Source organism: Phycicoccus sp. Soil802, assembly GCF_001429605.1.
GTDB lineage: Bacteria > Actinomycetota > Actinomycetes > Actinomycetales > Dermatophilaceae > Pedococcus.
Genome location: NZ_LMSS01000003.1, coordinates 54,196 through 80,310 on the forward strand (window position 1 = coordinate 54,196; position 26,115 = coordinate 80,310).

The window sequence follows — 26,115 nt, forward strand, 5'->3', positions numbered from 1 at the left end:
ATGACCTCCACCGTCGCGGCCGCCGGGAGCAAGGACCTGGGGCCGGCCCGGGTGCCGCTGCTGGCCCTCGGCGTCGCAGCCGTGCTGGCCGTGCCGCTCGCCGCGGTCATCGGCGAGGCAGCGACGGCACCGGTCGTCGCCGACCCCGGGGCCTTCGTCCGCTGGGGCATCCTCTACACCCGAGTGGTCCACGACCTGGCTGCGGCGGTGACGATCGGGCTGCTGGTCCACGCGGCATACCTCGTGCCGGAGACCACCCGCACGAACCGTCGCCTCATCGCCACCCGGCTCGCCGGCATCGCCGCCGGTCTGTGGGCGCTCGCGGGCGCCGCAGGCGCGGCCCTCACGATGGCGGACTCGATCGGCATCCCGCTGACCGACCCGGCCTTCGGGCAGCAGTTCACGACGTTCGCGTGGTCCTACGAGCCGACCCGGGTGGCGCTCATCACCGCGGGGGTCGCGGCGGTGATCTCGCTCGGGGCGCTCGTCGCGAACAGCCGCGCCACGATGGCTTGGCTGTCCCTGCTCGCCGTGCTGGGCGTGCTGCCCCTGGCCCTCGCCGGGCACGCGGCCGGAGCCACCGACCACAGCACCGCCGTCAACGCGCTCGCGGTGCACCTCGTCGGGGTGACCGTCTGGGTCGGCGGCCTGCTGGCCCTCGCCCTGCTGCGGCCGCTCCTCGCTGACGGGTACGACTTCGCCGCCACCGCGTCGCGCTACTCGACGCTGGCCGGCTGGTGCTTCGGGGCGGTGGCCCTGTCGGGCCTGCAGAGCGCGTTGATCCGGATCGGCCCGCTCAGCGACCTGGGCACCCGCTACGGCGTGCTGCTCCTGGTCAAGACGGCGGCCCTGCTGCTCCTCGGGTATGCCGGGTGGCGGCACCGCCGCTCGCTGCTCGCCGGCCTGCGGGCCGGCCGGTCCACGGCCTTCCTGCGCCTCGTCGTCGTCGAGCTCGTGGTCATGGGCATCGCGATGGGCACCGCGGTGGCGCTCGCGCGCAGCGCCCCGCCGGTCCCGGACACCGCGGTCGACGACCCCTCCCCGGTGTTCGCGCTGACCGGCTACCCCGACCCCGGCCCGCTGACCGGCGACTCGTGGCTGACCTCGTGGACCACCGACTGGCTCTGGCTCAGCCTCGCGGTCGTCGCGGTGGGGCTCTACGTCGCCGGGGTGCAACGACTGAGGAAGCGGGGCGACGCGTGGCCGCTGCACCGCACCGTGGTCTGGGTGCTCGGCTGGGCGGTCTTCGTCTACGCGACCTCGGGTGCCCCGGGCGTCTACGGTCGGGTGCTCTTCTCGATGCACATGGTGATGCACATGGTCGTCGCCATGCTGGTGCCGCTCCTGCTGGTGCCGGCGGCCCCGATCCTGCTCGCGCTACGGGCCCTCCCAGCCCGCCCCGACAAGACCTGGGGACCCCGCGAGCTGGTCCTCCAGGTCGTCCACTCGCGGCTGCTCAAGGTGTTCGCCAACCCGGTGGTGGCGGCTGCGCTGTTCTTCTTCAGCCTGGCGATCTTCTACTACTCGCCGCTGTTCGAGCTCGCGCTGCGCACCCACACCGGGCACGTCCTGATGATGGTGCACTTCCTGCTCACCGGGTACCTCTTCACCTGGGTGCTCATCGGCATCGACCCGGGCCCGAAGAAGTGGCCACCGCTGATGCTGCTCGTCGTGCTGTTCGCGACGATGTCGTTCCACGCCTTCTTCGGGGTCGTCATGACCGGCAGCTCGACGCTGCTCGCACCGGGCTTCTTCGAGCTGGTGCGGCTCCCGTGGATGACCAACCCGCTCGGCAACCAGCACGAGGCCGGCGCGATCGCCTGGGGCATCGGGGAGGCGCCGACCGTCATCCTCACCCTGCTCGTCGCCGTCGCCTGGGTGCGCACCGACCGCGCTGAGACCAAGCGCAAGGACCGGCAGGCCGACCGCGACGGGGATGCGGAGCTGGCCGCGTACAACGCACACTTGCAGGAGCTCAAGCGCCGAAACGAGAGGCGGCAGTGAACGTGCGGGATGCGGTGCTGCGGGTGGCCGTGGTCCAGATTGCGTATGGCGACGACGAGTCGATGGACGACCGGATCGAGCGGGTCGCCGCGCTGGTGCGCGCCCAGGCCGGCCACGACCTCGTGGTGCTGCCCGAGCTCTGGGCGCCGGGCGGGTTCTCCTATCGCGAGTGGGCTTCCCGCGCGCAGCCCGTCGAGGGCTCGATCGGGTCGGCCATGTCGGCCGCGGCCCGGGACGCCGGGGTGCTGCTCCACGCCGGCTCGATCATCGAACGAGCGAGCTCAGGCCACGAAGGCTCGAGCGAGGTGGGGTCCGATGGTCGTGGCCTCTGGAACACCTCGCTCCTCTACGGCCCGGACGGCGGGCTCGTCGCGGCATACCGCAAGATCCACCGGTTCGGCTTCGGCTCGGGGGAGCCGAAGCTGCTCGACGCCGGCGAGGACATCGTCGTGGTCGAACGAGAAGGTTTCAGCGCGGGGCTGTCGACCTGTTACGACCTGCGGTTCCCTGAGCTCTACCGTCGCCAGCTCGACGCCGGAGCCACCGTCTTCATCGTGCCGGCCGCGTGGCCGGCCGCGCGGGTGCGGCACTGGACGTTGCTGGCGCACGCCCGAGCGATCGAGAACCAGTGCGTCGTGATCGCCTGCAACACCGGCGGCACCCACGCGGGCACCGAGATGGGCGGCCACTCGCAGGTCATCTCGGCGAGCGGTGAGGCGCTCGCGATGGCCGGCTCGGGCGAACAGGTGCTCAGCGTCGACGTCGACCTCGACGCCATCACCACCTGGCGCGACCAGTTCCCGGTCCTCCAGGACCGCCGGCTCTGATGCGCGCGCGTCATCGGCTCAAGGCCCCACCGCTGGTCGGGCGCGGCTGGCTCAACACCGCCGGCGCGGCGCTGTCGCTGGAGGAGCTGCGCGGCCGGATCGTCGTGCTCGACTTCTGGACGTTCTGCTGCGTCAACTGCCTGCACGTCCTGGACGAGCTGCGGCCGCTGGAGGAGAAGTTCAGCGACTCGCTGGTGCTCATCGGGGTGCACTCGCCCAAGTTCGAGCACGAGGCCGACCCGGACGCCCTGGCGGCCGCCGTCGAGCGCTACTCCGTGCACCACCCGGTGCTCGACGACCCTGACCTCATCACCTGGCAGGCCTACACCGCCCGCGCCTGGCCCACCCTCGTCGTCATCGACCCCGAGGGCTACATCGTCGCGTCGATGTCCGGTGAGGGGCACGCGCACGGACTGGCGGTCCTCGTCGAGGAGCTCGTGGCCGAGCACACCGCCAAGGGCACCCTCCGTCGGGGCGACTCCCCGTATGCCGCGCCGCCGGCTCCCGAGACCGCGCTGCGGTTCCCCGGCAAGGCCGCAGTCCTCGACGACGGGTCGTTCCTCGTCTCCGACACCGCCCACCACGAGCTGGTCTGGCTCGAGCCGGACCTGGTCACCGAGCGACGACGGTTCAGGGAGGACCTCGCGGAGCCGCAGGGCGTGCTCGTGCTTCCGACTGCCACCGCCGACCGGGTGGGGTACGACGTGGTCGTGGCCGACTCGGTGCACCACCAGGTCAAGGGACTCCGGCTGGCCGACGGCGAGTGGATCCTGCTCGCCGGCACCGGCCGCCAGCTCCGCGAACGGTCCGGCAGCGGCCCCGCGCTCAAGCAGGACCTCTCCACGCCCTGGGACCTCGCCTGGTTCATCGACCGGGTGGTCATCGCCATGGCAGGCACCCACCAACTCTGGGCGCTGCACCTGGCCACCGACCCCCAGGACAACACGGTCGCGGTGCTGGGCGGCACGTCGGCAGAGGGGATTCGCGACGGGGCCGCGGACGAGGCGTGGTTCGCGCAGCCGTCCGGGCTCGCTGTCTCGCCGGACGGCTCCCGCCTGTGGGTCGCCGACTCCGAGACCTCGGCGCTGCGCTCGCTCGACGTCGCCGACGAGGGTTTCGTCGTCACCACCCACGTCGGCCAGGGACTGTTCGACTTCGGGCACCGGGACGGCCCCGCGGACCAGGCGCTGCTCCAGCACCCCCTGGGCGTCACCGTGCTGCCCGACGGGTCGGTGGCGATCAGCGACACCTACAACGGCGCGATCCGCCGGTTCGACCCCGCGACGTCGGAGGTCAGCACCCTCGCCACCGGCCTGCTCGAGCCGTCGGACGCAGTGGTCGAGCAGAGTGGGCGGGACGACGACTCGGATGGCTCGGTGCTCGTCGTGGTCGAGTCGGCCGCACACCAGCTGGTGCGGATCCCGTTGCCCGACAAGGCCCAGCGCGTCGACGGTCTCGCGCACCAGACCCAGCGCCCGCGCACCGAGGTCGCCCCCGGAGCGCTCACCCTGACCGTCCACTTCACCCCGCCCACCGGGCAGAAGCTCGACCACCGCTACGGCGACCCGACCCGGCTGATGGTCTCGGCCACCCCGGAGGGCCTCCTGCGTGACGGCGCCGGGAGCGCGCAGGGCCTGACCCGCACGCTGGTCCTCGACCCGGCGGCCGGGGACGGGGTGCTGCACATCTCGGTGCGGGCCGCCTCGTGCGACGGCGACCCGGTGACCGGTGAGGTGCCCGACCACGCGGCCTGCCATCTCTACCAACAGGACTGGGGCATCCCGGTCGTCCTGGTCGACGGCGCGACCGATCGCCTCGATCTCGACCTGCGTGGAGCGTGACTGACCCATCAGGGCTCAGCTCCGCCGGGAGTAGATGACGGACTTCTTCCCGTGGGCGTCGGTGTCGACTCGGTGCCAGTAGCGGGGATCGTGCGCTCGGCGGTGATGGTGTCCGCACAACGGCACCGCGAGCGCGAGGTCGGTGTGACCGCCGCTCGCCCACGGATCCTCGTGGTGCAGCTCGGACCAGGCGTAGGGCCGGTCGCATCCTTCCGCGGCGCAGGTGTCGTAGACCGTCGCGAGCGCGACCCGCTGAGCCTCGGTGAAGAAGCGCTCCTGCCGACCGAGGTCGAGCGGCACCGACCTGCCCCCGAGCACCGCCGGGACGATGCCCGCGTTGCAGGCGAGCCGTCGCGCCTCGCTGGCTGAGAGGTCGTGGCCGGTGTCGAGGTGCGCCGCTCCGAGTGATGCCTTGAGCTGCTCGTGGTCGACCGTCACGACCACCGTCGCCGCGACCTTGCCCGAGAGGGTGTCGGTGGGCAGGTGCTCGAGCAGCTCCACGAAGGCGGAGCCGTAACGGTGGGCCCAGTCGCCGTCGGCGGCGCGGAAGGCGTCCCAGGTGGCGTCGGCGGCCTCGGCTGCGGTCGTGGCACCGGCCGCCCTTGCTGCCTTGGCCGCCTGCTGGGCGAACCTCCGCGGCGAGGCGACATGCTGGACCGTCTTGACGAGGATCGCCGCGGCGAGGGTGGGCAGGGTGAAGTGGCCGCTGGTCGTGCCGTCGCCGTTCTGGTGCCAGGTGAGGCGCGACTTCGCCAGCGCCTCGTCCTCCTGGGTGCGCAGGACCTGGTCCTCGTGGGCGTCGACCTCCGCCTGCGACCGCTCGACCGCAGCCAGCGCCCGTCGGCCGTCGCGACGCAGGGTGCCGGGGTCGACGAGCTTGGCCCGGCGCACCAGCGCGGTCTCGATCGCGGTGCGCTCCGTGGCATCGAGGCCTTCCGGCAGCTGGGCGGTGGCCGTCGCGATCACCTGGGCGTGCTCGGTCGACACCGCACCGGCGGCCAGCGCCTCCCGGGTGGCGTCGAGGCCGTTGTCGAGGGCGGTCGCGAGGCGGACGTCGCGCGCTGCCTGGCTCCCATCGCGTCGCGTGCAGGCCGCCAGCCAGGCACCGGTACCGGTCATCCCCGACTCGGACGCCACCTCGGACCGGTCGGCCTCCGCGACCAGCGAGAGCCGCACCGCCTGCAACCGCGTGATCACCTTGTCCGCCATGCTCAGGGCGGCGCTGGCATCGGCGGCCCCGACCACGTCGCCGTGCGGCAGGCGATCAAGTGCCTCGTCGATCTCGCGCAGCACCTCGACCGTCCCGAGCGGGACGGCGTGGAGGGCGGCGGCTGAGGACATGTAGGCAACTGTAGTCGAACACGTGTTCGAAGACAAGCACGATCCACAGGAAGCTGGCCAGAAAGATGGTCAGGTGCGTGGCAGTGGGTGGGCGAGCCGGCCGAGCCAGACCCCCAAGGCCGGCCCGAGCCCGGAAGGGGCTGTTGGACCCGGGGTCGGTATGCGAAGAATGCGCCGCGTTGCCGCAGGTCAGGGCCTTTCGGCGGATAGAGTCGAGGCAACGGGCGACCAGTGCCCGCAATCCCCCAGGAGTGAAGCATGTACATCGGACTCGGCATCTTCCTGATCGTCGTCGGTGCGATCCTCACCTTCGCACTCAACGCGTCCACCGACGTGGTCAACCTCGAGGTGATCGGCTGGATCTGCATGGCCGCCGGCCTCCTCGCGATCCTGCTCTCACTCGTCGTGACGAACCGTCGTGGTGTCGGTGGTGGTGGCTACTCGGCCCGCCGGGTCAGCCACACCGACCCGGCCACCGGCACGCAGGTCGACGAGGTCGACGTCGACCGTGACGGTCGCGTCTGACACACCCACGCAGTTTCACCGCCACGGGGCGGAGGGGAGAGCTCCCCTCCGCCCCGTCGTGCGTGCCGCGCCCCCGCGGGTAGTGCTCCCCATCGACGGGTGCACGCCAGGTTCCTACCTTCGTCATCAGCAGCCGGTTCCACCAGGGGGACGGGCCGATCCGAAACACGAAGCAGGAGAACGCAATGCGCTCACTCACCCTCAGCCAGAAGCCGGTCCGGCTGGCCCTCGCCGGGGCCCTCGGCCTCTCGGTCGTCGCCGGTGGCGCGGCCATCGCCGATGCGGCCACGGGCACGATCCGGACCAGCGGGGCCACCCTCACGGTCCGCTCCGGCCCGGGCACCGGCTACCAGGCCGTGACCACGATCGCCAAGGGCACCAGGGTCGACATCAGGTGCCAGACCTACGGCACGACCGTCAAGGGCACCTACGGCACCTCGAACATCTGGGACAAGATCGGCACCGGCCGCTACGTCTCCGACGCCTACGTCTACACCGGTCGGGACGGCTTCGTCGCCCCCAGGTGCGGCGGCAGCACCCCGGCCCCGACCGGCGCGATCAAGGACGACTACCCCTACCGCGGCGCCACCTCCGGCGTCGACCCGTGGAACTTCTACAAGGGCCAGTGCACCTCCTTCGCCGCCTGGCGGGTTCGCCACAACCGCGGGGTCGCCTTCTCCAACTCCTACAAGGGCCAGCACTGGGGCAACGCCGAGCACTGGGACAACGCCGCTCGCGCCGCCGGCATCCCGGTCTACAAGTCCCCCAGGGTCGGTGACATCGCGGTCCGCAGCAGCGGCACCTGGGGCCACGTCGCCTACGTGGCCAAGGTCAACAGCGACGGCAGCTTCATGGTGGAGGAGTACAACCACGTGCGCTCCGACACCTACAGCTACCGCCGCGCCACGAAGGGCACCGGCAGCGAGCAGTTCAGCGACTTCATCCGCTTCACGTAGACGGACGCCCGGTCAGCCGTCAGGCTGAGACATCCGTTTGGCTCGCTGATCCGAACCACTGGTGAGTGCGCTCGTCCCCGGAGGGGAGGGCGGGACCACGACTCTGTCCAGACGCAGGGCAGGTATGCCGAAGGGCTGGCTTCCAGGGGAAGCCAGCCCTTCGGTCGTGCTGGGACCACGCGGCATACCTGCGTGGTGCAGTGAGGGACGCGTCAGAAGGCGGACTCGGGGACGTCCATCAGCGCGTTGTCGGTCGACTCGGCGATCTGGCGCTCGGCCGCGATCTTCGGCAGGACGTTGCGCGCGAAGAACGACGCGGCGGCGATCTTGCCCTCGTAGAAGTCGCGGTCCTTGGCCGAAACACCTTCCGTCCCAAGGGCCTTGGCGGCCACCGAGGCCTGTCGCAGCAACAGCCAGCCGATGATCAGGTCGCCGGCGGACAACAGGAGGCGGGAGGTGTTCTGGCCGACCTTGTAGAGGTTGGTGACGTCGCCACCGTCCTGCCGCGGGTCGGACTTCATCAGCTCACCGACCATGTAGCCGAGGATGCCCTGGACGTCCTCGAGGCCCTTGCCGAGCAGCTCGCGCTCGGTGTCGAGGCGCCCGCCGTCGGCCCCGAGGTCCTTGGCGAACTCCTGCACCTGCAAGGCCACGTGGGAGAGGGCCTGGGCCTTGTCGCGGATGATCTTGCGGAAGAAGAAGTCGAGGCCCTGGATGGCGGTGGTGCCCTCGTAGAGGGTGTCGATCTTCGCGTCGCGGATGTACTGCTCGATCGGGTACTCCTGCAGAAAGCCGGAGCCGCCGAGGGTCTGGAGCGACTCGGTGCCGAGCAGCACCCAGGCGCGCTCGGAGCCGACGCCCTTGACGATGGGGAGCAGCAGGTCGTTGACCCGGTTGGCCATCTCGGCCGGGGTGTCTGCGGCGATCGCCTCGGAGCCGGACTCGAGGAAGGCCTGGTGGACGGTGTCCTGCTGGGTCGCGGTGTACATCACCAGGGCGCGCAGGCCCTCGGCGTAGGCCTTCTGCGTCATCAGGGAGCGGCGGACGTCGGGGTGGTGGGTGATCGTGACGCGCGGCGCGGCCTTGTCGGTCTGCTGCGTCAGGTCGGCGCCCTGGACGCGCTCCTTGGCGTAGTCGAGCGCGTTGAGGTACGCGGTCGACAGGGTCGAGATCGCCTTGGTGCCCACCAGCATGCGCGCGTGCTCGATGACGCGGAACATCTGCGCGATGCCGTCATGGGTGTCGCCGAGCAGGGTGCCGACAGCGGGCGCCTTGTCGCCGAACGTGATCTCGCAGGTCGTGGAGACCTTGAGGCCCATCTTGTGCTCGAGGTTGGTGACGTTGGCGCCGTTGCGCTCGCCCAGCTCACCGGTCTCGAGGTCGATCTGGAACTTCGGGACGATGAAGAGCGACAGTCCCTTGGTGCCGGGGCCGGCGCCCTCGGGGCGGGCCAGCACGAAGTGGATGACGTTGTCGGTCATGTCGGACTCACCGGAGGTGATGAACCGCTTGACGCCCGTGACGTTCCAGGTGCCGTCGGCGTTCTCGGTGGCCTTGGTGCGGCCGGCGCCCACGTCGGAGCCGGCATCGGGCTCGGTCAGCACCATCGTGCAGTGCCAGCCCTTCTCGACGATCCAGTGGGCGAGCTTCTTCTGCTCGTCGTTGCCGAGGATGTAGAGGAGGTTGGCGAACGAGTAGGAGGCCGCGAACATCGCGATCGCCGGGTTGGCGCCGAGCACCATCTCGTTCATGGCCCACTTGAGGCTGGGGGGAGCGACGGTGCCGTCGAGCTCGGCCGGCACGTCGACGCTCCAGAAGCCGGAGTCGACGTACGCCTGGTAGCTCTTCTTGAACGACTCGGGCATGGTCACCGAGTAGGTCTGCGGGTCGTAGACCGGCGGGTTGCGGTCGGCGTCCGAGAAGGACTCGGCCAGCTCGTGCTCGGCGAGGCGCGACACCTCCTTGAGCATCTCGCGGGCGGTGTCCGGGTCCACCTCCGAGTAGTGGCCCTGACCCAGCACCTCGCCGCGGCCGAAGACCTCGAAGAGGTTGAACTCCAGGTCGCGCAGGTTGCTCTTGTAGTGGCCCATCGCGGGCACCTCCACGTCTCGAAACGTCGTTGTCGTCGTGCGTTCGTCCTGTACCGGCAGCGTGTACTGGCCGGTAACATCCATGATGCTACTGACGAGTAACGAATGCAAGGCGTCTGTGGGATTCCCCACCAAACGGACCACCCGGAGCAGGGCGATCGGGTATGCCGGGCCCGCACGGGAGGTGCCCGGGCGCCGGTTGGCGGCCACGCGGCATACTCACGAGGGTGAGCGAGGAACCGCAGGAGCAGCCCGCGAGCCAGTCCAGTGGCGCCGTGCAGCGGGCCCGCGCCGACCTCGAGGCGGGTCGGGAGTGGAAGGCGCGCGAGCGGCTGGTCGGCCACCTTGCCGCGGAGTACGACGCGGAGGCGCTGGAGCTGCTCGGTGAGGTGAGCTACGCCATGCGCGACCTGCCGGCAGCGGGGGCGGCGTGGTTCGGCACGACCCGGCGCGGCAAGGACGTCGACGAGTCGGTCGAGGCGTGGCGCGAGCGGCACGGGGACCACTTCGCCCAGATGTGGAGCAGCCTGCCGCGGTCGGTGCGCGAGCTCGAGGGCAACAAGCGGGTGGATGCGCTGCGGCGCCGCGCCGAGCAGGTCGGCAGCTCCGGCGGGGCCGGGGGGGCGAGCAGCCCGGCACCGCCGGGACAGCCGAGGCCGGGCCAACCACGGCCGGGCCAGGCCCGCGCCTCCTCGGCGGACGACTCCGGTGAGGGCACCGACGCGGCCACGGTCATCGCCCTCGCCCTGGGCGTGCTGTTCGTGGCGTGCGCCGTGATCGGGCTCGTCACCGTGCTCGGCTGGCTGGTGCCCGGATGAGCGGCGAGCCCTCGGTCAGCGTGGGAGGTCCGCCACTGGTGCGGCCGGCAGTGGTGGCGCAGGTGGCCGACTCCGTGCCCGTCGCGGTGGGGGAGGACTGCGTGCGGGTGGCGGTCGACGGGGTCGACGGGTCGGGCAAGACGGTCTTCGCCCACGAGCTCGCCGCAGAGCTGGCCGCGCGTGGCCGGTCGGTGGTGCGGGTCAGTGCCGACGACTGGCACCAGGTGCGCGAGCTCCGCTACGCCCGGGGCCGCACGTCGCCGGAAGGCTTCTGGCTCGACTCCTACGACTACCCGCGGCTGCGGGCCGAGGTGCTCGACCCGCTCGGGCCGGGTGGCTCGCGGGACTACCGGCCGCGGGGCCACGACCTCGAGACCGACGACGTGCTGACCGGTCCGACGACCCGCGCACCGGCCGGTTCGGTGGTGCTGGTCGACGGGCTGTTCCTGCAGCGGGCCGAGCTGGAGGGCTGCTTCGAGCTCGCGATCTGGCTGGACGTGCCGTTCGAGGAGACCGCCGCGCGGATGGCGGAGCGCGACGGCACCCCGCCCGACCCCGAGGACCCGACCATGCAGCGCTACGTCGGGGCCCAGCGCACCTACTTCGAGCAGCGCTCCCCGTGGACGCGCGCCGACCTGGTCGTCGACAACACCGATCTGGCCGCTCCCTTCGTCGTCACCGGCCGGTTCGACTGACCGGGGGCGGCTCACGCAGCCATGACTGACGCTGCCGTGACCGACGCTGTGCGCTCCGGCGTGGGTGCTTCGCCGTGTCGGTGCCCCGTGTCACCCTCGGGGCATGGACAACCTCTCGGACGTGCTGCTGCTCCGCGCAGTCCAGGCCTGGTGCGACGTGTGCCTGGGCGAGCGCATCCTCGTGCCGGTCGTCGACGAGCTTCCCGGTGGGTTCTGCTGCACGGTCTGCGACACCGCGGTCTTCTCGGGCCTGGACGACCTGCCCGCCGTCGCCGCACTGCGCCGCTCCGCCTGACCTGACGGCATTCGAGGTGAACCCGCCGGGATTCTCGGCCACGTTTACCTCGAACCGGGGAGCTCCAGGGCTTCGCCGAGGATCCGCGCGGCGTCGGGGAAGGCGCTGGGGTTGGGGCCGCTGTAGTTGAGCCGCAGGAACGGACCGGCCGGCTCGGCCGGGAACCACTCGGTGCCCGGCGCGATGAGCAGACCACCTCGTTCGCAGCGGGTCACGAGGTCGGTGAGGTCGGTGCCGTCGGGCAGGCGCACCCAGAGGTTGAGACCACCCGTCGGCACCTGCTCCACGTGGGCCTGCGGGGCGTGGGTGTGGAGGCTGTCGAGCAGCAGGTCGCGACGGGCTCGGAGCTGCTCGCGGACGCTGCGCAGGTGGGTCTGCCAGGCCGGCTGGGTGACCACGTCCAGTGCGGCGGCCTGGAGCAGGCCGCTGACGTACATCGAGTCGGCGCCGCGGTCCACCAGGATCCGCTCACGCGCGGGGCCACGGGCGATGACGGCAGCGATGCGCAGCGCGGGAGAGACGCTCTTGGTGAGCGAGCGCAGGTAGATCACGTGGCCCGAATCATCCTGCGCCGCAACGGGTCTAGGTGTCGAGGTGATCCCGAAGTCGTGGGCCCAGTCGTCCTCGACCAAGAATGCCCCGTGGTCGCGCACCACCTCCAGCACCTGCTCAGCGCGCTCGACCGACCACTGCGCGCCGGTCGGGTTGGCGTAGTTGGGCTGCCCGTAGAAGAGGCGTGCGCCGCTCTCCTCGAAGGCCCGGGCCAGCTCGTCGGGGTCCGGTCCGTCCGGCCCCGACGGGACCGGCACCACCCGCACCCCCGCCTGGGCCGCGGCGGTGATGGCGCCCCAGTAGGTCGGCGACTCCATGAGCACGGGCTGACCGACGGCGACGAGGGCACGGAAGAGCGAGCTCAGCCCGCTCTGGCTGCCGGGCAGCACGATGACGTCGCTGGGCGAGGGCGGCGTGACGCCGACCGGGCTCGCCGCCCCGAGCTCGTGGGCGAACCACGACTGGAGCTCGGGCAGCCCCGCGACGGGCGGCCTGGACAGCGTGGTGTCCCCGCGCACCGCGCGGGTGAGGGCGGAGCGCACCAGCCGCTCGGGCAGCAGCTCGCGCTCGGGATAGCCGGAGTGCAGGGCGATGATGTCGTTGGGCGCGCTGCGCATCGCGGTCGAGACCGCAGGGGTGCGCGACTGGGGTGCCCGCAGTGCCGCGGTCTGCCAGCCGTAGTCGGAGGGCCGCGCAGTCCGCACGGCCCGCACGAAGGTGCCGACCCCCGGCCGGCTCTCGACCAGCCCCTGCGCGGTCAGCTCGCGCAGCGCCCGCTGCACGGTGACCGGGCTGGCCTGGTGGCGCGCGACGAGGGTGCGGGTCGACGGCAGCCGCGCGCCGGGCGGGGCGTCCGCGATCCAGTCACGGAGTGTCGCCGCGATCCGTGAACTGCTATCGTCGTTCATGACGCAGCATAGTAGCGCTACTCTCCCGGCATCGCTGGTGCTACCCGCTCGTGCCTCGGTGGGCCTCTGGTGGGGTCTGGTCGGAGTAGCAGCCTTTTCGTTCACGGTCCCGTTCACGCGCGTGGCGGTCGGCGGCCTGTCGCCCCTCTTCATCGGGTCCGGTCGCGCTGTGGTGGCTGCCGTCCTCGCCGCCGTCGCGCTCGAGGCGACCCGCCAGCGTAGGCCGCGTGGTCGCCAGTGGACGCGGCTCGCCGTCGTGGGCGCCGGGGTCGTCATCGGCTTCCCGCTGCTGACGTCCTATGCGCTGACCACCGCTCCCGCGAGCCACGGCGCCGTCGTCATCGCCCTGCTCCCGGCAGCCACCGCCACGATGGCCGTGCTGCGCGGGCACGAGCGCCCGCCCGTGTCGTTCTGGGTGATCGCGGTGGTCGGCGCACTCGCCGCGATGGGCTTCGCGTCGGCCCAGTGGGGCGGTCTGGGCCAGCTGCGCTGGTCGGACCTGCTGCTGTTCGGGGCCGTGGTGGCTGCCGCGATCGGTTACGCCGAGGGTGGGCTGCTCGCCCGCGAGCTCGGGGCGTGGCAGACCGTGTCGTGGGCGCTCGTGCTCTGCTCGCCGCTGATGGTCGTCCTGGCTGTCCTGTCCATCAGCCACCAGGCTCCGTCGGCCACCGGCGTGCAGTGGGCAGCCTTCGCCTACCTCGGCGTCGTCAGCATGTTCCTCGGCTTCTTCGCCTGGTACCACGGACTCGCGATCGGCCCGATGGCCCACGTGAGCCAGGTCCAGCTCGTCCAGCCGGTCCTGTCCATCTCGTGGGCGGCGCTCCTCCTGGGCGAGGAGCTGACCTGGACCACGGTCGTCGGTGGACTGGTCGTGATCGCGTGTGCCGGCGCGGCCGTGCGGGTGCGACTCGGCATCCCCACGCTGCCCGGTGCGGGGAGAGGAGACTGACGCCATGTACGTGCCGCACGTCAATGCCCTGGACGACGAGCCGACGATCCGCGCCATGGTCGCGGAGATCGGCTCGGCGCAGCTGGTCACGACCGGTGCCGACGGCTACCCGCTGGCGACGCTGCTGCCGGTGGTCTGGCGCGGTGACACCGTCATCGCCCACTTCGCCCGGGCCAACGAGCACTGGAAGGCGATCGGTGCCGACCAGCCCGCGCTGCTCGTCGTGACCGGGCCGCAGGCCTACATCTCGCCGACCTGGTACGCGGCCAAGGCCGAGCACGGCCGGGTCGTGCCGACCTGGAACTACTCGGTCGTCCAGCTGACCGGGCGCGCGACGGTGCACGACGACGTCGAGTGGTTGCAGGGCGCGCTCGACGACCTGGTCGAGCACCACGAGGGGCATCGCGAGGCGCCGTGGCACCGCACGGATGCGCCCGAGAGGTACATCAGCGGCCAGCTGCGCGCCATCGTCGGGCTCGAGTTCGCGGTGGAGCGCGTGGAGGCCAAGGCCAAGCTCAGCCAGAACCGGTCCGACGCCGACCGCGCCGGGGTCATCGCGGGGCTGGACGCCGAGACGTTACCCGACGCCCACGCCGTCGCCGGGCAGATGCGGACCGGAGTGCTGCACCGCGCCTGAGCCGGCGGGCGGTCCTCAGCCGTCGCTGAAGGGGCCCGAGAACGTCGTGACCACCGGGCGCGGTGCGGTGTCGACGGCCAGCCGGAACACGTCGGGGCGGTGGTAGTGGCCGACCGGGTCGAACATCCGCCGCGCCGACTTGACCTTCCCGAGGTCGAGCTCGGCGACGAGCACCGCCTCCTCGTGGCGCGATGGTCCCGCGAGGACCTCGCCGTTCGGCCCGACGATGACGGTGTTGCCGGGCTCCACCCACTCGGGGTCGTCGGCGTCCACGCGCCACACCCGGTCGCGGTCGGGGAAGTCCTCCGGGATCTGGTCGACCCGCACACAGGGGTTCACGCCGATCACGAAGCAGCGGCCCTCGCGGGCGATGTGGCGCATCGTCGCGACCCAACCGTCACCTTGCGCGAGGGTCGGCGCGACCCAGACGTCGACGCCCTGCGAGTAGAGGTAGAACCGCGCGAGCGGCATGTAGTTCTCCCAGCAGATCAGCCCGCCGAGCCGCCCGAACGACGTCGGGTAGGTGTCGAGCGTCGAGCCGTCGCCCATGCCCCAGACGGTGCGCTCCGAGCCCGTCGGCATCAGCTTGCGGTGCTTGCCCATCAGTGAGCCGTCGGGAGCGAAGTAGAGCACCGTGTTGTAGATCGTGCTGCCGGTCGGCTCGCGCTCGTCGATCCCGATGACGAGGTAGACGCCGGCCTCCTTGGCCGCCGCGCCCATCCGCCGGGTCGCGTCGCTCGGCACGACCACCGCCTGGTCGGCCAGCAGCTCGAACCACTTCTCGTCGCCGTCCCAGATCGGCACCCCGTCGATCCAGATCGGCGTGCCCGGCACGAACGCCTCGGGGAACACGACCAGGTCCGCTGCACGCACCTCCGGGCTGGCCAGCAGTGCCTCGACCTTGGCGAGCGTCGCCGCACGATCCATGAGGACGTATGCCGCCTGCACGGCTGCAACGGTCAGCGTGGCCATCTCGGGCCTCCAGTCCTGCGAAGTGCGGCTCCCTGCTCCGACCACTCAGACGATGACCCTGCCCCGGTCCGCGGTCAAGGGTGGTCCTGGCGGACGCGCCACTCCTCTGCCAGCAGCGCGTAGAGATAGCCGTCCATCCACTCCCCCGAAGGGTGCAGGGCGTCCTTGACGGCGTGCTGTTCACGCCGCATGCCCACTCGCTCCATCAGCCGGTAGGAGGGGGCGTTGCCGACGAAGCAGTCAGCGGTCACGCGGTGCAGCCCCAGGTCCTCGAAGCAGATCCGCAGCGCTGCCTCGACCGCCTCGGTCGCGTAGCCCTGGCCGGTCTCCTCCGGTCGCAGGGCCCACCCGAGCTCGGCCTGGACGCCCTTGGCCCGATCCGCCAGCTGGGGAGGCGCCCACACGTCCCCGATCTTGATCATCAGGTCGCCGATGACCGCTCCCTCGCGCTCGATGACGAGCAACAGGTCGAGTCGTTCGGGCGCCGCGAACCGCTCGTGGAAGTCCTCCGGGGGCTCGCCGAGCCACTCGGTCACCAGTGACGAGCTGCGGTATGACAGAACGGCATCCGTGTCGTCGACCGTCGCCCTTCGAAGCGTCAGTCGCGCTGTGGACACCGGCCATTCGACGTCGGAGAGCTCTCTGGGCACGGTCCATTGTGCGCCACGGTCCAGTTCGTCGCGTCAGGTCAGCGCCAGAAGGTGGCGAGGTGCTCGGCCAGCGCGAACGAGCGGCTAGCCCATCAGCTCCGCGAGGCGAGCGATCCCGGGCGGACCGTACTTCGCGAGACGCTCGGTGGCGTCGTCGAGCGCCTGCGACGGGACGTAGCCCGGAGGGGTGCGCGCCGGGTTGAGGGCGACGCCGGTGGCCCACTCCTTGATGTCCGGCTCGGCGGTGTAGGCCGCGGCGTTGCGACTGCCGAAGACGATCATCTGCGCCCACTCCTGCAACGAGTTCCCGTAGACCGACGGGGAGCAGATCCGGTTCTTCTCGTCGTCGTCGTCGCGGGTCGCCTCGATGTAGCCGGTCACGGCCGCACCGAAGGAGGGGAAGCCGGCCCTGATCGCCTGGAGCGTGATGACGTCGGGACGCCAGACGGGGACGCGCCCGGGGTACTTCAGGCCGTCGGCGGCGCAGTGCACGACGAGGGCGTCCTTGGTGACGGCCACCGACCCGTCCCCGAAGGTGAGCCGCCCGCGGTCGACGGTCTGGATGTGCCCGCGCCGCACGACGTTCTCGAGGGTGCGCAGCTGGTCGAGCTCCCAGGTGGCCAGCGTCGGTGTCTTGGCCATGGTCGGCGTGACCGTGCGGTCGATGCGCAGCACGACGTCGCGCTCCTCGAGCCTCAGCATCACCTCGTCGAGGGTCTCCGCGCCGACCGCCGCCTCCACGATGTCGGCGCTCGCGCCCAGGAAGATCGCGGGGTCGGGCTGGATGAGGGCGCGGTTGTACATCCACGGTTCGCGGGCCCGCACCCAGCAGATCGAGTCAGGGTCGACGCCCCGCGAGAGCAGCCAGATGCAGGCGTCGGTCGCGGTCTTGCCGGCCCCCACGACGACGTACTGGCTGGGCGCCTCGTCGAGCTGCGCCAGCTCGTTGACGGGGATGAGCCGCACGTCGTCGGCGACGCCGAACGGGGCTGCCTTCTCGGCGGGGATGCTCGGGGCCAGGTAGCGGGCGTCGACCACCCGGCACCCGGGACCGACCTCGAACCGCTCGCCGGAGACGCGCGAGGTGAAGCTGCGGTCACCGGCATACTCACTGTTGGGGAAGAACTCGACGCGGCCGGTGTCGACCAGGCGGTCGAGGACCTTGGCGTAGTAGGCGCAGATCTCCGGCTGGCTGGCGCGCTCCTGCAGTCCCTTCTCGGGCCCGCGCTGCTGCAGCTGGCCGCCGCCGAGCAGGGTCGACGCGACCCCGTAGAAGGCGGAGGACTGGTGCAGCCGCACGAACGGGTACGCCGCGAGCCAGTGGCCGCTGACGCCGTGCCGGCGGTCGACCAGCGCGACGCGGACGTCAGCGGCGTGGTCGACCAGCGCATCCGTGAAGGCCATGCCCATGGCGCCGGCGCCGACGACGAGGTAGTCGACTTCGAGCGTGCGCGTCATGCATCCACGCTGTCACCGAGTGGGCCGCTCGTCCATGCTGCAGATGGATGAGGCGTGCTAGTCAAGGCGGGCTGTGGGCGCGGACGTCTCAGGCGTGGCGCGGGCCATGGCTCATGCGGGCAGCGCGGGGCTGGAGATTGTCAGGAGGCCGGTGCCGCCCCGGCCCGTCGCCGGACGGCACGAGCCAGGTGGCCCATGTTCGCCTTCTCGTCGCGACGCAGCATGACCAAGAACAGCGGGAAGGCCAGCCGCAGCCACCCGTGCGGGGTCGGCTCGAAGACAGCGTCCAGGCGAGTGCCGTCCTGCACCGGTTCGAGGTGACACGTGAAGGTCACCTCCAGCGGACCTCCGTTGTGCATCGTCCAGCTACGCGGCCGGTCGAACGCCACCGTCTCCATCTCGATGTATGGGCTGCCCTTCCACTTGGCCTTGTACCGCGTCCCCAGACCCACCGGGCCGTCGGTGAGCTTCTCCATGCTCTGGCACTTGGGGTTCCACTCGAGCTCCGCGCGATGGTCCGACAGGTAGTCGAACGCCACCTCCGGAGTGCAGGCCAGGATCACCGAGTTCCTGATTTCCGGCATGGTGCCCACCTCCCGATGGAAGCCAGTGTCACTACCTGTCACTCACTAGAGCACTCACTAGTGACATCTCTAGTAAACTCCGGCCCATGGCGACGGTCAAGGGGGCAGCGACCACCCGGGCGGAGCGGGCGCGTCAGACTCGCCGCCGGATGCTCGACAGCGCTGGCGAGCTCTTCCTCAGGGATGGGTACGCCGAGACCACGATGGACCGCATCGCCGATCGAGCGGGGGTCGCAGTCCAGACCTTGTACTACACCTTCCGCTCCAAGGGGCAGCTGCTCTGCGAGCTCGTCGAGGTGACTGCTGCGGGCGACGAGGAGGTTGCTCCCGTCGCGCAGCGCGCGTGGGTGGGGGAGATGCTCACGGCGACCTCCGGGCAGCGGGTCATCGCGCTAGCCGTGGAGCACGGAGCCGACATCTTCGTGCGGGCCGCGCCGCTCTGGCCGGCCGTCGCAGCTGCTGCGTCGGATCCGCACGTCGACCGCTACTGGGCGGGAGTGACCGCCGGCCGGCGGGCCGGCCAGGCCCGGATGGTCGCTCGGTTGGACGAGCTGGGCGCACTGCGTCCGGGACTCGACCCGGACCGCGCGACCGACGTGGTCGTCACGCTCTTCGGCCACGAGGCCTTCACCAGTCTCGTCACCCGCGCCCACTGGAGCGTGCCGGAGTACAAGGCGTGGCTGCTCACGACCCTTGCCCAGCAGCTGCTGCAGCGCCCCCGCCTGGCGCCGCGCGCCTACGCGGACCTGTCCTACAGCGCGCAGGTGACCAGGTAGCGCGGTCCAGCATCAGTCGAGGCCTTCGAAGAGGTCGGTCAGACGCAGACGAGGGTGCGGTTCCGCGGCATACGAGCAGTATCGGCTCGGGCCTCGTGGCGGCCTAGATCGCGGCGACGCCGGCGGTGACGGCGAGGGCGAGCCCGAACGCATAGGTGCCCATCGCTCCGGTCATCCGCGGCGCGGACTCGGCGGCGAGACTCGCGCTGCGGAGCATCGAGACGGCGTGCAGGAGTCGCGAGGCGGTCGCCAGGACGATGAGGCCCTGGGCCCACGGCTGCGGGGACTGCCAGCCGACGAGCAGGAACAGCGCGATGAGGGTCGGCACGTACTCGGCCGCGTTGCCGTGCGCGCGCTGCGCGATCAGCAGCGGGTCTGCGGGATCCGTTGGCATCTGGCTGCCTCCGCGCTTCGCGGCGTAACCACGGTTGAGCGAGACGTTGAATCCGAGGACGAAGATCGAGGCGGCCAGGACGGCCGAGCAGATGATGGCTGTGGTCATGACGGTTCCTTCCACGTGGGGTGGGTGAGTACGTGTGAGACGAGGTCGGCGCAGTAGGTCGTGCCGAGCAGGGCATCGGCCTTGCGGAGCGCGCCGGGTGAGGTCACGTTGACCTCGATGAGGTGCTCGCCGATGACGTCGAGGCCGACGCAGCGCAGGCCGTCTCGCTGCAGGGTCGGGGCGAGCCGAGCGACGATCTCGAGGTCGCGGTCGGTGAGCTCGGCCGGCCCGTCGGGGCTGACGATGCGGAAGTCGCCCGGCACCGGGTGCCGCAGGCTGGCGCCGACCGCGACGCCGTCGAGCACGTAGACCCGCTTGTTGCCGGCCTCGACCTCCGGCAGGTAGGGCTGCACGACGACCGCTCTCTGCCCACTGTGCGTGGAGGACTCGACGATCGACGCGAGGTTGGGGTCGCTGCTCGACACGAGGAAGACGCCACGCCCGCTGAAGCCGTCAACCGGCTTCAGGACGATGCGCTCGTGCTCGGCCAGGAAGTGCCTGATCGTCTCGGCGTTCGCGGTGACGACGGTCGGTGGCACGAGGTCGGGGAACGACAGCCCGAGCAGGTGCTCGCTGCAGGCGCGCAAACCCCTGGGGTCGTTGACCATCGCTGTGGGGGCGTCTGCCCTGTCTGTCCTGCCCACGAGGTCGAGGACATAGGTCGCCGCGAGGAAGTCGAGGTCGACGGGCGGCTCGAGGCGCATGAACACCGCCGCCACGTCGTCGATCCGCAGCTGCTCCTCGGGGCCGACGTCGTACCAGGGATCGGGAACGGTCCACCGGCAGCCGTCGGCCGGCGTCGAGGGCGCCAGCTTCAGCGCCCGCGCCCGAGCCATCGGGCGCCCGTCGACGATCTCGAGCTGCCGCGCCTCGGCAGCCCACACCTCGACGCCCATCTCCTGCGCGGCGTGCATGAGGCCGATGCTGGTGTCGAGGGAGGCATCGAGCCGGTCGAGCGGGTCGATGACGAAGAGCGTCTTCACGCCGCCACCTCCTTGGCGTTGACTGCCTCCAGGAGCGCGGTCGGGTCGGCCGTCTGCCACTGGTCCCAGTAGGTCGGGAGGGTGGGTCGCAGGAGCTCGAGCGCCCGACGGCGCGTGTCCGCGTCGTACATCAGCGCCCAGACGGTGCCCAGCAGCTCGATGGTCGGTCGCTGGGAGTCGAGGTACCGGAGCTCGAGGTACCCACCGCGCGGCCGGACCGGCGGAAAGAGCGTGTTCAGGTGGTAGCCGTCGTCCATCGCCTGCGGGATGGGGAGACGTGCGGCGGCGCCGGCGAACGCGGCATACGCCTCGATCGGATCGTGCACGTCGAGGTGGCGCCCGTCGTACCCGGTCCTGGCCGGGTCGATCCCCTGCCAGATGCGGGTGCGTGCGCGGTCGCCGCCGTAGGCCGCGACCAGTGCCGGGCCCGCGAGGTTGGCGACCAGCCACTGCTCGTGGCCGGCCCGGCCGGGCAGCAGGTCGACGCACACCTGCAGGCTCGCGGTGAGCCGCATCATCCGTCGCCCGGCGTCGCCGTCGTGGTCGAACAGCTCCTGCATGGCGAGGTAGCGCGGCGTCTGGAGGGTGAGCGGCACGTCGTCGAGTGATCGCCACGGGTCGACGCCGGTGAGCGCGACTTCCGTTGCGGCTCCGACGGTCGCGAGGCACCAGTCGACCTCGCGGAGCAGTGCGGGGATGGACCGCTGCGGGGGCAGGCTCAGCTCCACCTGCCCGCCGGGCTCGAGGGTCGGGTGCCCGCGACGAGCCAGCTCACCATCGAGCTCCGGTATGCCGTCGCGCACGTGCATCTCGAGCTCGACGCCGATCATGCGGGGTCCCGTGGCGGGGCGGAACGCCCGCTGGACCGCTTCCCTCAGGTGCGCTGACTCAGTCATCGGATCTCCTTATTTCACCGCAGTTGCACTGCGGCCAATTACCGATAGAGTGACGCTCGTGGAAGAAGGTGTCAAGAGGCAGTACCGGTCGGCCGCTCGGACGGCGGCCGCCGAGGAGACGCGCGAGCGCATCCGTCAGGCGGCGAAGGAGCTCTTCATCGCGAAGGGCTACCAGGGCACGACGCTCAAGGATGTGGCGGAGCGTGCCGGAGTGGGGGAGCGCACGCTCTACGACAGCTACGGCAACAAGTTCGGGCTGCTGCGGCACACCATCGCGATGTTGACGATGGGCGACGAGTCACGGGTGCCGGCCGCTGATCGGCCCGACGCAGTTGCGGCGCGCGAGCTGGACGACCCGCGTGCGGCTCTGGCCGCCCACCTCAAGCTCGGGACCGACCTGATGAACCGGGCCGGCGACCTGATCCTGATGGGCGAGGCCACTCCGGGCATGGACCCCGACCTGGAGCGGTCAGTGGCCCGCGGCACCGAGGCCGCCTACGACATCAATCTGCGGATGGCTCAGCGGCTCCACTCGCGCGGCGAGCTCAAGGCCGGGATGACCGCTGCGACCGCCGCAGACATCATGTTCACCCTGACGTCGCCGGGCGTCTTCAACACCCTGCGGCGCAGGCGGCGGTGGGGCCAGCAGCGCTACCAGGAGTGGGTCATCTCCTGTGCCACCCAACAGCTCCTGGCCTGACTTGGCCCGAGGGAGGGGAAACGCTGCAGGTCAGGGGCCTGTGCGGTGGTCGCGAGGCGTAGGGTCGCGCTCATGTGCACCGCTCGAGCCAGGAACTACCTCGACCAGCAGGGGGGGTCGCGATGGCCTTCCTGACCCGTTACTCGGACGATCCTTCCGCGCCGTCGGTCGGCTCGGCCCTGCGCGACCTCGCGGTGCGGGCGGCCGCCCCCGCTGTGGTGCTGTGGGTCCTGATCGTGGGCGGTGGTCTCTTCATCAAGGGGCCGCTCAAGGGGTTGAGCTCCGAGGACACGATCAGCAAGGACGTGCAGGAGACCCGCACCAGGACCTGGGACTCCATCACTATGGTCTTGTCCCACATCGGCAACACCGAGATCGTCATCGGGGTCTGCGTGGTCGCTGTCGGACTGATCTGGTGGCGCACCCGCGAGTGGTGGCGGGCGCTGGTGCCAGCCATCGCGATCTCGCTCCAGGCCACCGTGTTCGTCATCGCGACCGCGGTCGTGGGCCGGCCGCGACCCCACGTCCCGCACCTCGATCCCGCGCCGCCGACCTCGAGCTACCCCAGCGGACACGTCGGCGCGGCGACCGCCCTCTACGTGTCGTTCGCCTTGCTCGCCCAGTCGATCGAGCGGCCTGCGCTGCGACGCCTGGTCACGACGCTGTTCCTGGTGATCCCGGTGCTGGTGGCATACGCCCGGCTCTACCGAGGCATGCACCACCTCAGCGACATCCTCATCGGCGCCGCGAACGGCCTCGTCTGCGCCCTCCTCGCCTGGGCCTACCTCCGCCGCAAGGCCTGACCCGCTCGTCCGCAGGTCGTGCACCTCGACCGCGCTGAGACCTTCGTCATTTCGCCGCGCTGGCGGCCGGCTGTCAGCTGCCCGCGGAGTCCACCAGCTGCAGGTACTGGTGCACCTGCTGGATCGCGACGGACCCTTCTCCGGCCGCGGATGCCACGCGCTTCACCGACCCAGAGCGCACGTCGCCCACGGCGAAGACCCCGGGCATCGACGACTCGAACACGAAGGGCGCCCGGGCCGGCGACCAGCCGTCGCCGGCGACCCCGGTCACGACGAATCCGTAACGGTCGCGGGCGACCTGTGCGGGGAGCCAGTCCGTGAGCGGCGTCGCGCCGATCAGGATGAACACGGCGTCGGCAGGGAGGGTCTCGGTCGTGCCTCGCTCGAAGTCGTGCAGCGTGAGGCTCTCGAGCTCTCCGTCGCCCCTTCCGTCGACGATCTCGGTCCGGTAGCGGACGTCGATGTTGAGCTGTCCCTCGATCTCCTCGATCAGGTAGCGCGACATCGTTTCGGCGAGCGTGGTGCGTCGCACGAGGATCGTCACCTTGCGGGCGTGCGCGGCCAGGTGGACGGCGGCCTGTCCGGCAGAGTTGCCGGCACCCACGACGAAGACCGAACGCCCGGTGAACCGCTCCGCCTCGGAGGCGGAGGCGCCGTAGAAGACGCCTCGTCCGACCAGCTCGTCGAGTGACGGAAGGCCCAGTTTTCGATAGCTGACCCCCATGGCGAGGACGACGGCGCCGGTCGCGATCTCGGCGCAGTTCGACGTGGTCAGGTACAGCCGATCCGCGTCGCTGCGGATCGCCTGGGTCTGGCACATCTGCAGGAACGTCGTGCCGAATACCCACGCCTGCTGGTGCGCCCGGGTGGCGAGGTCGGCACCGGTGACTCCGCGCTGGAAGCCCAGGTAGTTGCGGATGAGCGAGCTCGACCCGGCCTGGCCGCCGATCGTCTCGCGTTCGATCACCAGGGTGCGCAACCCTTCCGAGGAGGCGTACACGGCTGCAGCGAGCCCTGAAGGCCCGGCGCCCACCACGGTGACGTCGTACTCGCGGGAGCCCTGGAGGCGGGTGCGCGCACCGTAGGCTTCGGCGATCTCGCTGTTGGTCGGGTCGACCAGGACCCGCCCATTGCGTTGAACGACGACAGGAACGCCGGTGTCGGTCTCGCGGACCTCCTCCAGGATCTGCCTTCCCGCCGGCGAGCCTGTTGGGTGGAAGACGAACGGCACCCGGTTTCGGCTGAGCAGGCTGCGCAGCTCTGAAGCGCGGGCATCGCCCGCCTCGGCGACGATCGTCAGCTCCCGTGACAGCGATGCGTCTGAGCCGACCCACTCGTGGAGGTTCTCCGTCACCGTCCGGTGGAACAGCTCATCGCCCGCCCGCCAAGGCTTGATCGCGTAGTAGTCGATCTGCCCGAGTCCGATGCCCCGGCGCAGCGGGTGGGCGGTGGCATCCATCGCCCACTCGCCCCACGAGATCAGGAGGAGCCGGCGGGAATGGGGGAAGAGCTCCTTTGCCTGGGCCAGGAGCTCACACCCCGTGCCGTCGGGTAGCCACTGGTCGGACAGGACCAGGGCTACCCGCTCGCCGGTCTCCCGCAGTGCGCTCAGCTGGTCCAGTGCCGAGGTGGCCGCCCGGGCAGTTCGGATCTGGTACGCCCGGCCGTATCGGTCGTTCAGCTCCTCGCCCAGGAGCGCGATGGCGTCCGGGTCGTCGTCGACAGCCAGGATCACCGGACGTTGCTCGGGCGGGTCGACGTCGCGCGGAGCCGGGAAGGGGGCCACGGCCCCATTGTGACGTCATCAAATCGTCAGCGACGAGTCCCGGCTTTCTTGCGACAATGAGGCCATGACCGAGCTCTCGACGGTGCCCGAGGCCAGCGAAGCGGCGTCGCGCTACGCGTGGGGCGAGGCATTCCAGCTCTTCGCGGCAGCGGACGCTGTCCAGCCGCTGGGTCCCGATGAGCTCGACCAGATGGCCGAATGCGCGTGGTGGATCGGAAAGATGCGCCACTGCATGGCGCTCCGTGAGCGCGCCTACGAGACGCACCTCAAGCTGGGCAACCCGCGCCGGGCTGCTCACGTGGCCATCGACCTGGCCCAGCACTACGGCGATCTCGGTGAACGCGGCACGGCCACGGCGTGGCTGCAGAACGCCACCCGCCTGCTCGACGGACAGCCCGAGAGCGCCGAGCACGGGTGGCTCAGCTTCGCGCGCAGCATCGCCGCCCGCGACGATGGCGACCTCGATGCGGCGGTCAAGCATGCCGCGCAGGCCGAGGCGCTGGGCTCACGTCATGGCGACAAGGACCTGTTCGCCCTGGGCCACGCTTTCCAAGGTATCGCCCTGGTGTACACCGACGACCCCGAACAGGGCCTGCCGATGGTGGAGGAGGCGACAGAAGGCGCCGTGGCCGGGGACCTGGGTGCCCGGGCGACCGGAATGATCTACTGCATGATGATCGCGGTCAACGCCCAGGTGGCCGACTGGCAGGCAGCCGGCCGCTGGACCGAGGCGGCCACGCGGTGGTGCGACCGGCAGGCCATCAACGGGTTCCCCGGGGTCTGCAGGGTGCACCGCGCCGAGATCCTGCGCCTGCGAGGTTTCCTGGCCGAGGCCCAGGAAGAGGCTCTGACCGCGACCACGGAGCTGGGCTCGTTCAACCTGATGTTCTCCGCGCTCGCCTTCCGGGAGCTGGGCGAGGTCCGGCTCAAGATGGGGGAGATCGACGCGGCTGAGGAGGCCTTCCGGCAGGCGGAGGAGATGGGTGTGACGCCGCAGCCGGGTCGCGCCCGGGCGCTCGTCCAGCGGGGTCGCCCGGGGGCCGCCGCCACCGCCCTGCGGCGGGTCCTCGGCAGCAAGGGCATGGGTGCCCTCGAGAGGGCGAAGCTCCTGCCCACCCAGCTCGAGGTGGCCCTGATGCTCGACGACCTCCCGACGGCGCGCATGGCCGCGACCGAGCTGGCCGAGATCGCCGTGAACCACCGGACCCCCGCCCTGCGGGCGATCGCCGACGCTGGCGAAGCCGCGGTCCAGCTCGCCCAGGGCGATCTTGCGGAGGCCGAGAGGGCGGCACGCAATGCGCACAAGCTCTTCACCGAGATCGACCTGACCTACGAGGCAGCCCGGGTCGCCTCGCTGCTCGGTCGCATCCACGAGGCCGCGGGCGACCTGGATCGTGCCCGGGCGCAGCACGAAGCCGCACTGACGACCTACGCCAGGATCGGGGCCGTGGTGGACGCCGCAGCCGAGCGGGCGGTCCTGGCCACACCCGGTCCGGCCTAGCTGCGGTCAACGGCTTCACCCTGACCTGCGCTCACCCGTTGCGTGGCGATGGCCCCGGCAGCCTGT

At 71.0% G+C, this 26,115-nt stretch carries 25 protein-coding genes; 14 read left to right on the forward strand and 11 right to left on the reverse strand.

From position 1 onward, the window contains the following. The 3 genes from ASG91_RS06785 to ASG91_RS06795 are packed head-to-tail and all read left to right on the forward strand — an operon-like array spanning nucleotide 1 to nucleotide 4,672. Complete coding sequence (locus ASG91_RS06785) at nucleotides 1-2,004, forward strand: cytochrome c oxidase assembly protein (RefSeq protein ID WP_056921892.1); 2,004 nt, start codon at nucleotides 1-3, stop codon at nucleotides 2,002-2,004. After that, entirely contained in the window at nucleotides 2,001-2,831 is an 831-nt protein-coding gene (locus ASG91_RS06790; protein ID WP_371262033.1) for a carbon-nitrogen family hydrolase, read from the forward strand. The genes ASG91_RS06785 and ASG91_RS06790 overlap by 4 nt, the downstream gene beginning before the upstream one ends. Further along, complete coding sequence (locus ASG91_RS06795; protein WP_056921893.1) at nucleotides 2,831-4,672, forward strand: NHL domain-containing thioredoxin family protein; 1,842 nt, start codon at nucleotides 2,831-2,833, stop codon at nucleotides 4,670-4,672. Before ASG91_RS06790 ends, ASG91_RS06795 begins: the two co-directional genes overlap by 1 nt. 15 nt (nucleotides 4,673-4,687) lie before the next feature. On the opposite strand, the gene ASG91_RS06800 is transcribed toward ASG91_RS06795, so the two are convergent. Continuing rightward, on the reverse strand, nucleotides 4,688-6,013 hold the full coding sequence (locus ASG91_RS06800; protein ID WP_056921894.1) for an HNH endonuclease signature motif containing protein: 1,326 nt from the start codon (nucleotides 6,011-6,013) through the stop codon (nucleotides 4,688-4,690). A 258-nt stretch (nucleotides 6,014-6,271) separates the two neighbouring features. Between ASG91_RS06800 and ASG91_RS06805 the strand changes: the two genes are divergently transcribed. Both ASG91_RS06805 and ASG91_RS20575 read left to right on the forward strand, forming a co-directional pair. Further along, nucleotides 6,272-6,538 carry a DUF6458 family protein gene (locus ASG91_RS06805; protein WP_157581679.1) on the forward strand — a complete coding sequence of 89 codons (267 nt, stop codon included), beginning with the start codon at nucleotides 6,272-6,274 and terminating at the stop codon, nucleotides 6,536-6,538. 185 nt (nucleotides 6,539-6,723) lie between these two features. Continuing rightward, a complete protein-coding gene (locus ASG91_RS20575; RefSeq protein WP_157606172.1) occupies nucleotides 6,724-7,494 on the forward strand; it encodes a CHAP domain-containing protein in 771 nt (256 codons plus the stop codon). 212 nt (nucleotides 7,495-7,706) lie between these two features. Here ASG91_RS20575 and ASG91_RS06815 read toward each other — a convergent pair whose 3' ends face one another. Then, the gene (locus tag ASG91_RS06815) at nucleotides 7,707-9,584 is read right to left on the reverse strand and encodes an acyl-CoA dehydrogenase (protein WP_056922300.1); all 1,878 of its coding nucleotides are present in this window, start codon (nucleotides 9,582-9,584) and stop codon (nucleotides 7,707-7,709) included. 227 nt (nucleotides 9,585-9,811) lie between these two features. Between ASG91_RS06815 and ASG91_RS06820 the strand changes: the two genes are divergently transcribed. The 3 genes from ASG91_RS06820 (at nucleotide 9,812) to ASG91_RS06830 (ending at nucleotide 11,392) form a co-directional block, all read left to right on the forward strand. Further along, nucleotides 9,812-10,402, forward strand: a complete 591-nt coding sequence (locus ASG91_RS06820; protein WP_157606175.1) for a DUF6584 family protein — start codon at nucleotides 9,812-9,814, stop codon at nucleotides 10,400-10,402. Next, nucleotides 10,399-11,097 carry a uridine kinase gene (locus ASG91_RS06825; RefSeq protein ID WP_056921896.1) on the forward strand — a complete coding sequence of 233 codons (699 nt, stop codon included), beginning with the start codon at nucleotides 10,399-10,401 and terminating at the stop codon, nucleotides 11,095-11,097. The genes ASG91_RS06820 and ASG91_RS06825 overlap by 4 nt, the downstream gene beginning before the upstream one ends. Nucleotides 11,098-11,200: 103 nt before the next feature. Then, on the forward strand, nucleotides 11,201-11,392 hold the full coding sequence (locus ASG91_RS06830) for a hypothetical protein (protein ID WP_056921897.1): 192 nt from the start codon (nucleotides 11,201-11,203) through the stop codon (nucleotides 11,390-11,392). Nucleotides 11,393-11,436: 44 nt separating this feature from the next. Here ASG91_RS06830 and ASG91_RS06835 read toward each other — a convergent pair whose 3' ends face one another. Continuing rightward, nucleotides 11,437-12,852, reverse strand: a complete 1,416-nt coding sequence (locus tag ASG91_RS06835) for a PLP-dependent aminotransferase family protein (RefSeq protein WP_056921898.1) — start codon at nucleotides 12,850-12,852, stop codon at nucleotides 11,437-11,439. Here ASG91_RS06835 and ASG91_RS06840 point away from each other — a divergent pair. Both ASG91_RS06840 and ASG91_RS06845 read left to right on the forward strand, forming a co-directional pair. After that, nucleotides 12,851-13,801: a DMT family transporter gene (locus ASG91_RS06840; RefSeq protein ID WP_056921899.1), complete on the forward strand. Its 951-nt coding sequence runs from the start codon at nucleotides 12,851-12,853 to the stop codon at nucleotides 13,799-13,801. The two genes, ASG91_RS06835 and ASG91_RS06840, sit on opposite strands and share 2 nt — an antisense overlap. Before the next feature lie 4 nt (nucleotides 13,802-13,805). After that, nucleotides 13,806-14,438 (forward strand): FMN-binding negative transcriptional regulator, encoded by a 633-nt coding sequence (locus ASG91_RS06845; protein WP_056921900.1) that lies wholly within the window; start codon nucleotides 13,806-13,808, stop codon nucleotides 14,436-14,438. 15 nt (nucleotides 14,439-14,453) lie between these two features. Here the strand turns inward: ASG91_RS06845 and ASG91_RS06850 are convergent, their stop codons facing one another. The 4 genes from ASG91_RS06850 to ASG91_RS06865 all read right to left on the reverse strand — a co-directional run bounded on the left by ASG91_RS06850 (nucleotide 14,454) and on the right by ASG91_RS06865 (nucleotide 18,102). Then, nucleotides 14,454-15,410: a carbon-nitrogen hydrolase family protein gene (locus ASG91_RS06850; RefSeq protein ID WP_056921901.1), complete on the reverse strand. Its 957-nt coding sequence runs from the start codon at nucleotides 15,408-15,410 to the stop codon at nucleotides 14,454-14,456. A gap of 74 nt (nucleotides 15,411-15,484) precedes the next feature. After that, nucleotides 15,485-16,060 carry a GNAT family N-acetyltransferase gene (locus ASG91_RS06855; protein WP_056921902.1) on the reverse strand — a complete coding sequence of 192 codons (576 nt, stop codon included), beginning with the start codon at nucleotides 16,058-16,060 and terminating at the stop codon, nucleotides 15,485-15,487. An 84-nt stretch (nucleotides 16,061-16,144) separates the two neighbouring features. Further along, nucleotides 16,145-17,518, reverse strand: a complete 1,374-nt coding sequence (locus ASG91_RS06860; RefSeq protein WP_056921903.1) for an NAD(P)-binding protein — start codon at nucleotides 17,516-17,518, stop codon at nucleotides 16,145-16,147. 140 nt (nucleotides 17,519-17,658) lie between these two features. Then, entirely contained in the window at nucleotides 17,659-18,102 is a 444-nt protein-coding gene (locus ASG91_RS06865) for an SRPBCC family protein (protein ID WP_082593977.1), read from the reverse strand. Between the two features lie 86 nt (nucleotides 18,103-18,188). Between ASG91_RS06865 and ASG91_RS06870 the strand changes: the two genes are divergently transcribed. Then, nucleotides 18,189-18,878 carry a TetR/AcrR family transcriptional regulator gene (locus ASG91_RS06870; protein ID WP_056921905.1) on the forward strand — a complete coding sequence of 230 codons (690 nt, stop codon included), beginning with the start codon at nucleotides 18,189-18,191 and terminating at the stop codon, nucleotides 18,876-18,878. A gap of 103 nt (nucleotides 18,879-18,981) precedes the next feature. Here ASG91_RS06870 and ASG91_RS06875 read toward each other — a convergent pair whose 3' ends face one another. From ASG91_RS06875 to ASG91_RS06885, 3 genes are read right to left on the reverse strand one after another with little or no spacing between them, the layout of a single operon-like run. Next, entirely contained in the window at nucleotides 18,982-19,380 is a 399-nt protein-coding gene (locus tag ASG91_RS06875; RefSeq protein ID WP_056921906.1) for an MAPEG family protein, read from the reverse strand. Then, the gene (gene gshB, locus ASG91_RS06880) at nucleotides 19,377-20,363 is read right to left on the reverse strand and encodes a glutathione synthase (protein WP_056921907.1); all 987 of its coding nucleotides are present in this window, start codon (nucleotides 20,361-20,363) and stop codon (nucleotides 19,377-19,379) included. Before gshB ends, ASG91_RS06875 begins: the two co-directional genes overlap by 4 nt. After that, nucleotides 20,360-21,259 carry a glutamate-cysteine ligase family protein gene (locus ASG91_RS06885; protein WP_056921908.1) on the reverse strand — a complete coding sequence of 300 codons (900 nt, stop codon included), beginning with the start codon at nucleotides 21,257-21,259 and terminating at the stop codon, nucleotides 20,360-20,362. The genes gshB and ASG91_RS06885 overlap by 4 nt, the downstream gene beginning before the upstream one ends. Before the next feature lie 58 nt (nucleotides 21,260-21,317). Between ASG91_RS06885 and ASG91_RS06890 the strand changes: the two genes are divergently transcribed. Together ASG91_RS06890 and ASG91_RS06895 are read left to right on the forward strand one after the other, a co-directional pair. Beyond that, nucleotides 21,318-21,959: a TetR/AcrR family transcriptional regulator gene (locus ASG91_RS06890; RefSeq protein WP_056921909.1), complete on the forward strand. Its 642-nt coding sequence runs from the start codon at nucleotides 21,318-21,320 to the stop codon at nucleotides 21,957-21,959. A gap of 122 nt (nucleotides 21,960-22,081) precedes the next feature. Beyond that, nucleotides 22,082-22,762 (forward strand): phosphatase PAP2 family protein, encoded by a 681-nt coding sequence (locus tag ASG91_RS06895; RefSeq protein ID WP_056921910.1) that lies wholly within the window; start codon nucleotides 22,082-22,084, stop codon nucleotides 22,760-22,762. 73 nt (nucleotides 22,763-22,835) lie between these two features. Here ASG91_RS06895 and ASG91_RS06900 read toward each other — a convergent pair whose 3' ends face one another. Beyond that, nucleotides 22,836-24,548: an FAD-dependent oxidoreductase gene (locus tag ASG91_RS06900; protein ID WP_056921911.1), complete on the reverse strand. Its 1,713-nt coding sequence runs from the start codon at nucleotides 24,546-24,548 to the stop codon at nucleotides 22,836-22,838. A gap of 64 nt (nucleotides 24,549-24,612) precedes the next feature. Between ASG91_RS06900 and ASG91_RS06905 the strand changes: the two genes are divergently transcribed. After that, entirely contained in the window at nucleotides 24,613-26,049 is a 1,437-nt protein-coding gene (locus tag ASG91_RS06905) for a hypothetical protein (protein WP_056921912.1), read from the forward strand. Nucleotides 26,050-26,115: the final 66 nt, after the last annotated feature.

Excerpts from the sequence above, each read along its gene's own strand:
- ASG91_RS06795 (WP_056921893.1), top strand. The coding sequence starts at position 2,831 with ATGCGCGCGCGTCATCGGCTCAAGGCCCCACCGCTGGTCGGGCGCGGC.
- ASG91_RS06885 (WP_056921908.1), bottom strand. The coding sequence starts at position 21,259 with ATGACTGAGTCAGCGCACCTGAGGGAAGCGGTCCAGCGGGCGTTCCGC.
- ASG91_RS06845 (WP_056921900.1), top strand. The coding sequence starts at position 13,806 with ATGTACGTGCCGCACGTCAATGCCCTGGACGACGAGCCGACGATCCGC.
- ASG91_RS06865 (WP_082593977.1), bottom strand. The coding sequence starts at position 18,102 with ATGCCGGAAATCAGGAACTCGGTGATCCTGGCCTGCACTCCGGAGGTG.
- ASG91_RS06905 (WP_056921912.1), top strand. The coding sequence starts at position 24,613 with ATGACCGAGCTCTCGACGGTGCCCGAGGCCAGCGAAGCGGCGTCGCGC.
- ASG91_RS06870 (WP_056921905.1), top strand. The coding sequence starts at position 18,189 with ATGGCGACGGTCAAGGGGGCAGCGACCACCCGGGCGGAGCGGGCGCGT.
- ASG91_RS06835 (WP_056921898.1), bottom strand. The coding sequence starts at position 12,852 with ATGAACGACGATAGCAGTTCACGGATCGCGGCGACACTCCGTGACTGG.
- ASG91_RS06875 (WP_056921906.1), bottom strand. The coding sequence starts at position 19,380 with ATGACCACAGCCATCATCTGCTCGGCCGTCCTGGCCGCCTCGATCTTC.
- ASG91_RS06850 (WP_056921901.1), bottom strand. The coding sequence starts at position 15,410 with ATGGCCACGCTGACCGTTGCAGCCGTGCAGGCGGCATACGTCCTCATG.
- ASG91_RS06800 (WP_056921894.1), bottom strand. The coding sequence starts at position 6,013 with ATGTCCTCAGCCGCCGCCCTCCACGCCGTCCCGCTCGGGACGGTCGAG.
- ASG91_RS06805 (WP_157581679.1), top strand. The coding sequence starts at position 6,272 with ATGTACATCGGACTCGGCATCTTCCTGATCGTCGTCGGTGCGATCCTC.
- ASG91_RS06830 (WP_056921897.1), top strand. The coding sequence starts at position 11,201 with ATGGACAACCTCTCGGACGTGCTGCTGCTCCGCGCAGTCCAGGCCTGG.
- ASG91_RS06825 (WP_056921896.1), top strand. The coding sequence starts at position 10,399 with ATGAGCGGCGAGCCCTCGGTCAGCGTGGGAGGTCCGCCACTGGTGCGG.
- ASG91_RS20575 (WP_157606172.1), top strand. The coding sequence starts at position 6,724 with ATGCGCTCACTCACCCTCAGCCAGAAGCCGGTCCGGCTGGCCCTCGCC.
- ASG91_RS06840 (WP_056921899.1), top strand. The coding sequence starts at position 12,851 with ATGACGCAGCATAGTAGCGCTACTCTCCCGGCATCGCTGGTGCTACCC.
- ASG91_RS06815 (WP_056922300.1), bottom strand. The coding sequence starts at position 9,584 with ATGGGCCACTACAAGAGCAACCTGCGCGACCTGGAGTTCAACCTCTTC.
- ASG91_RS06860 (WP_056921903.1), bottom strand. The coding sequence starts at position 17,518 with ATGACGCGCACGCTCGAAGTCGACTACCTCGTCGTCGGCGCCGGCGCC.
- ASG91_RS06785 (WP_056921892.1), top strand. The coding sequence starts at position 1 with ATGACCTCCACCGTCGCGGCCGCCGGGAGCAAGGACCTGGGGCCGGCC.
- ASG91_RS06895 (WP_056921910.1), top strand. The coding sequence starts at position 22,082 with ATGGCCTTCCTGACCCGTTACTCGGACGATCCTTCCGCGCCGTCGGTC.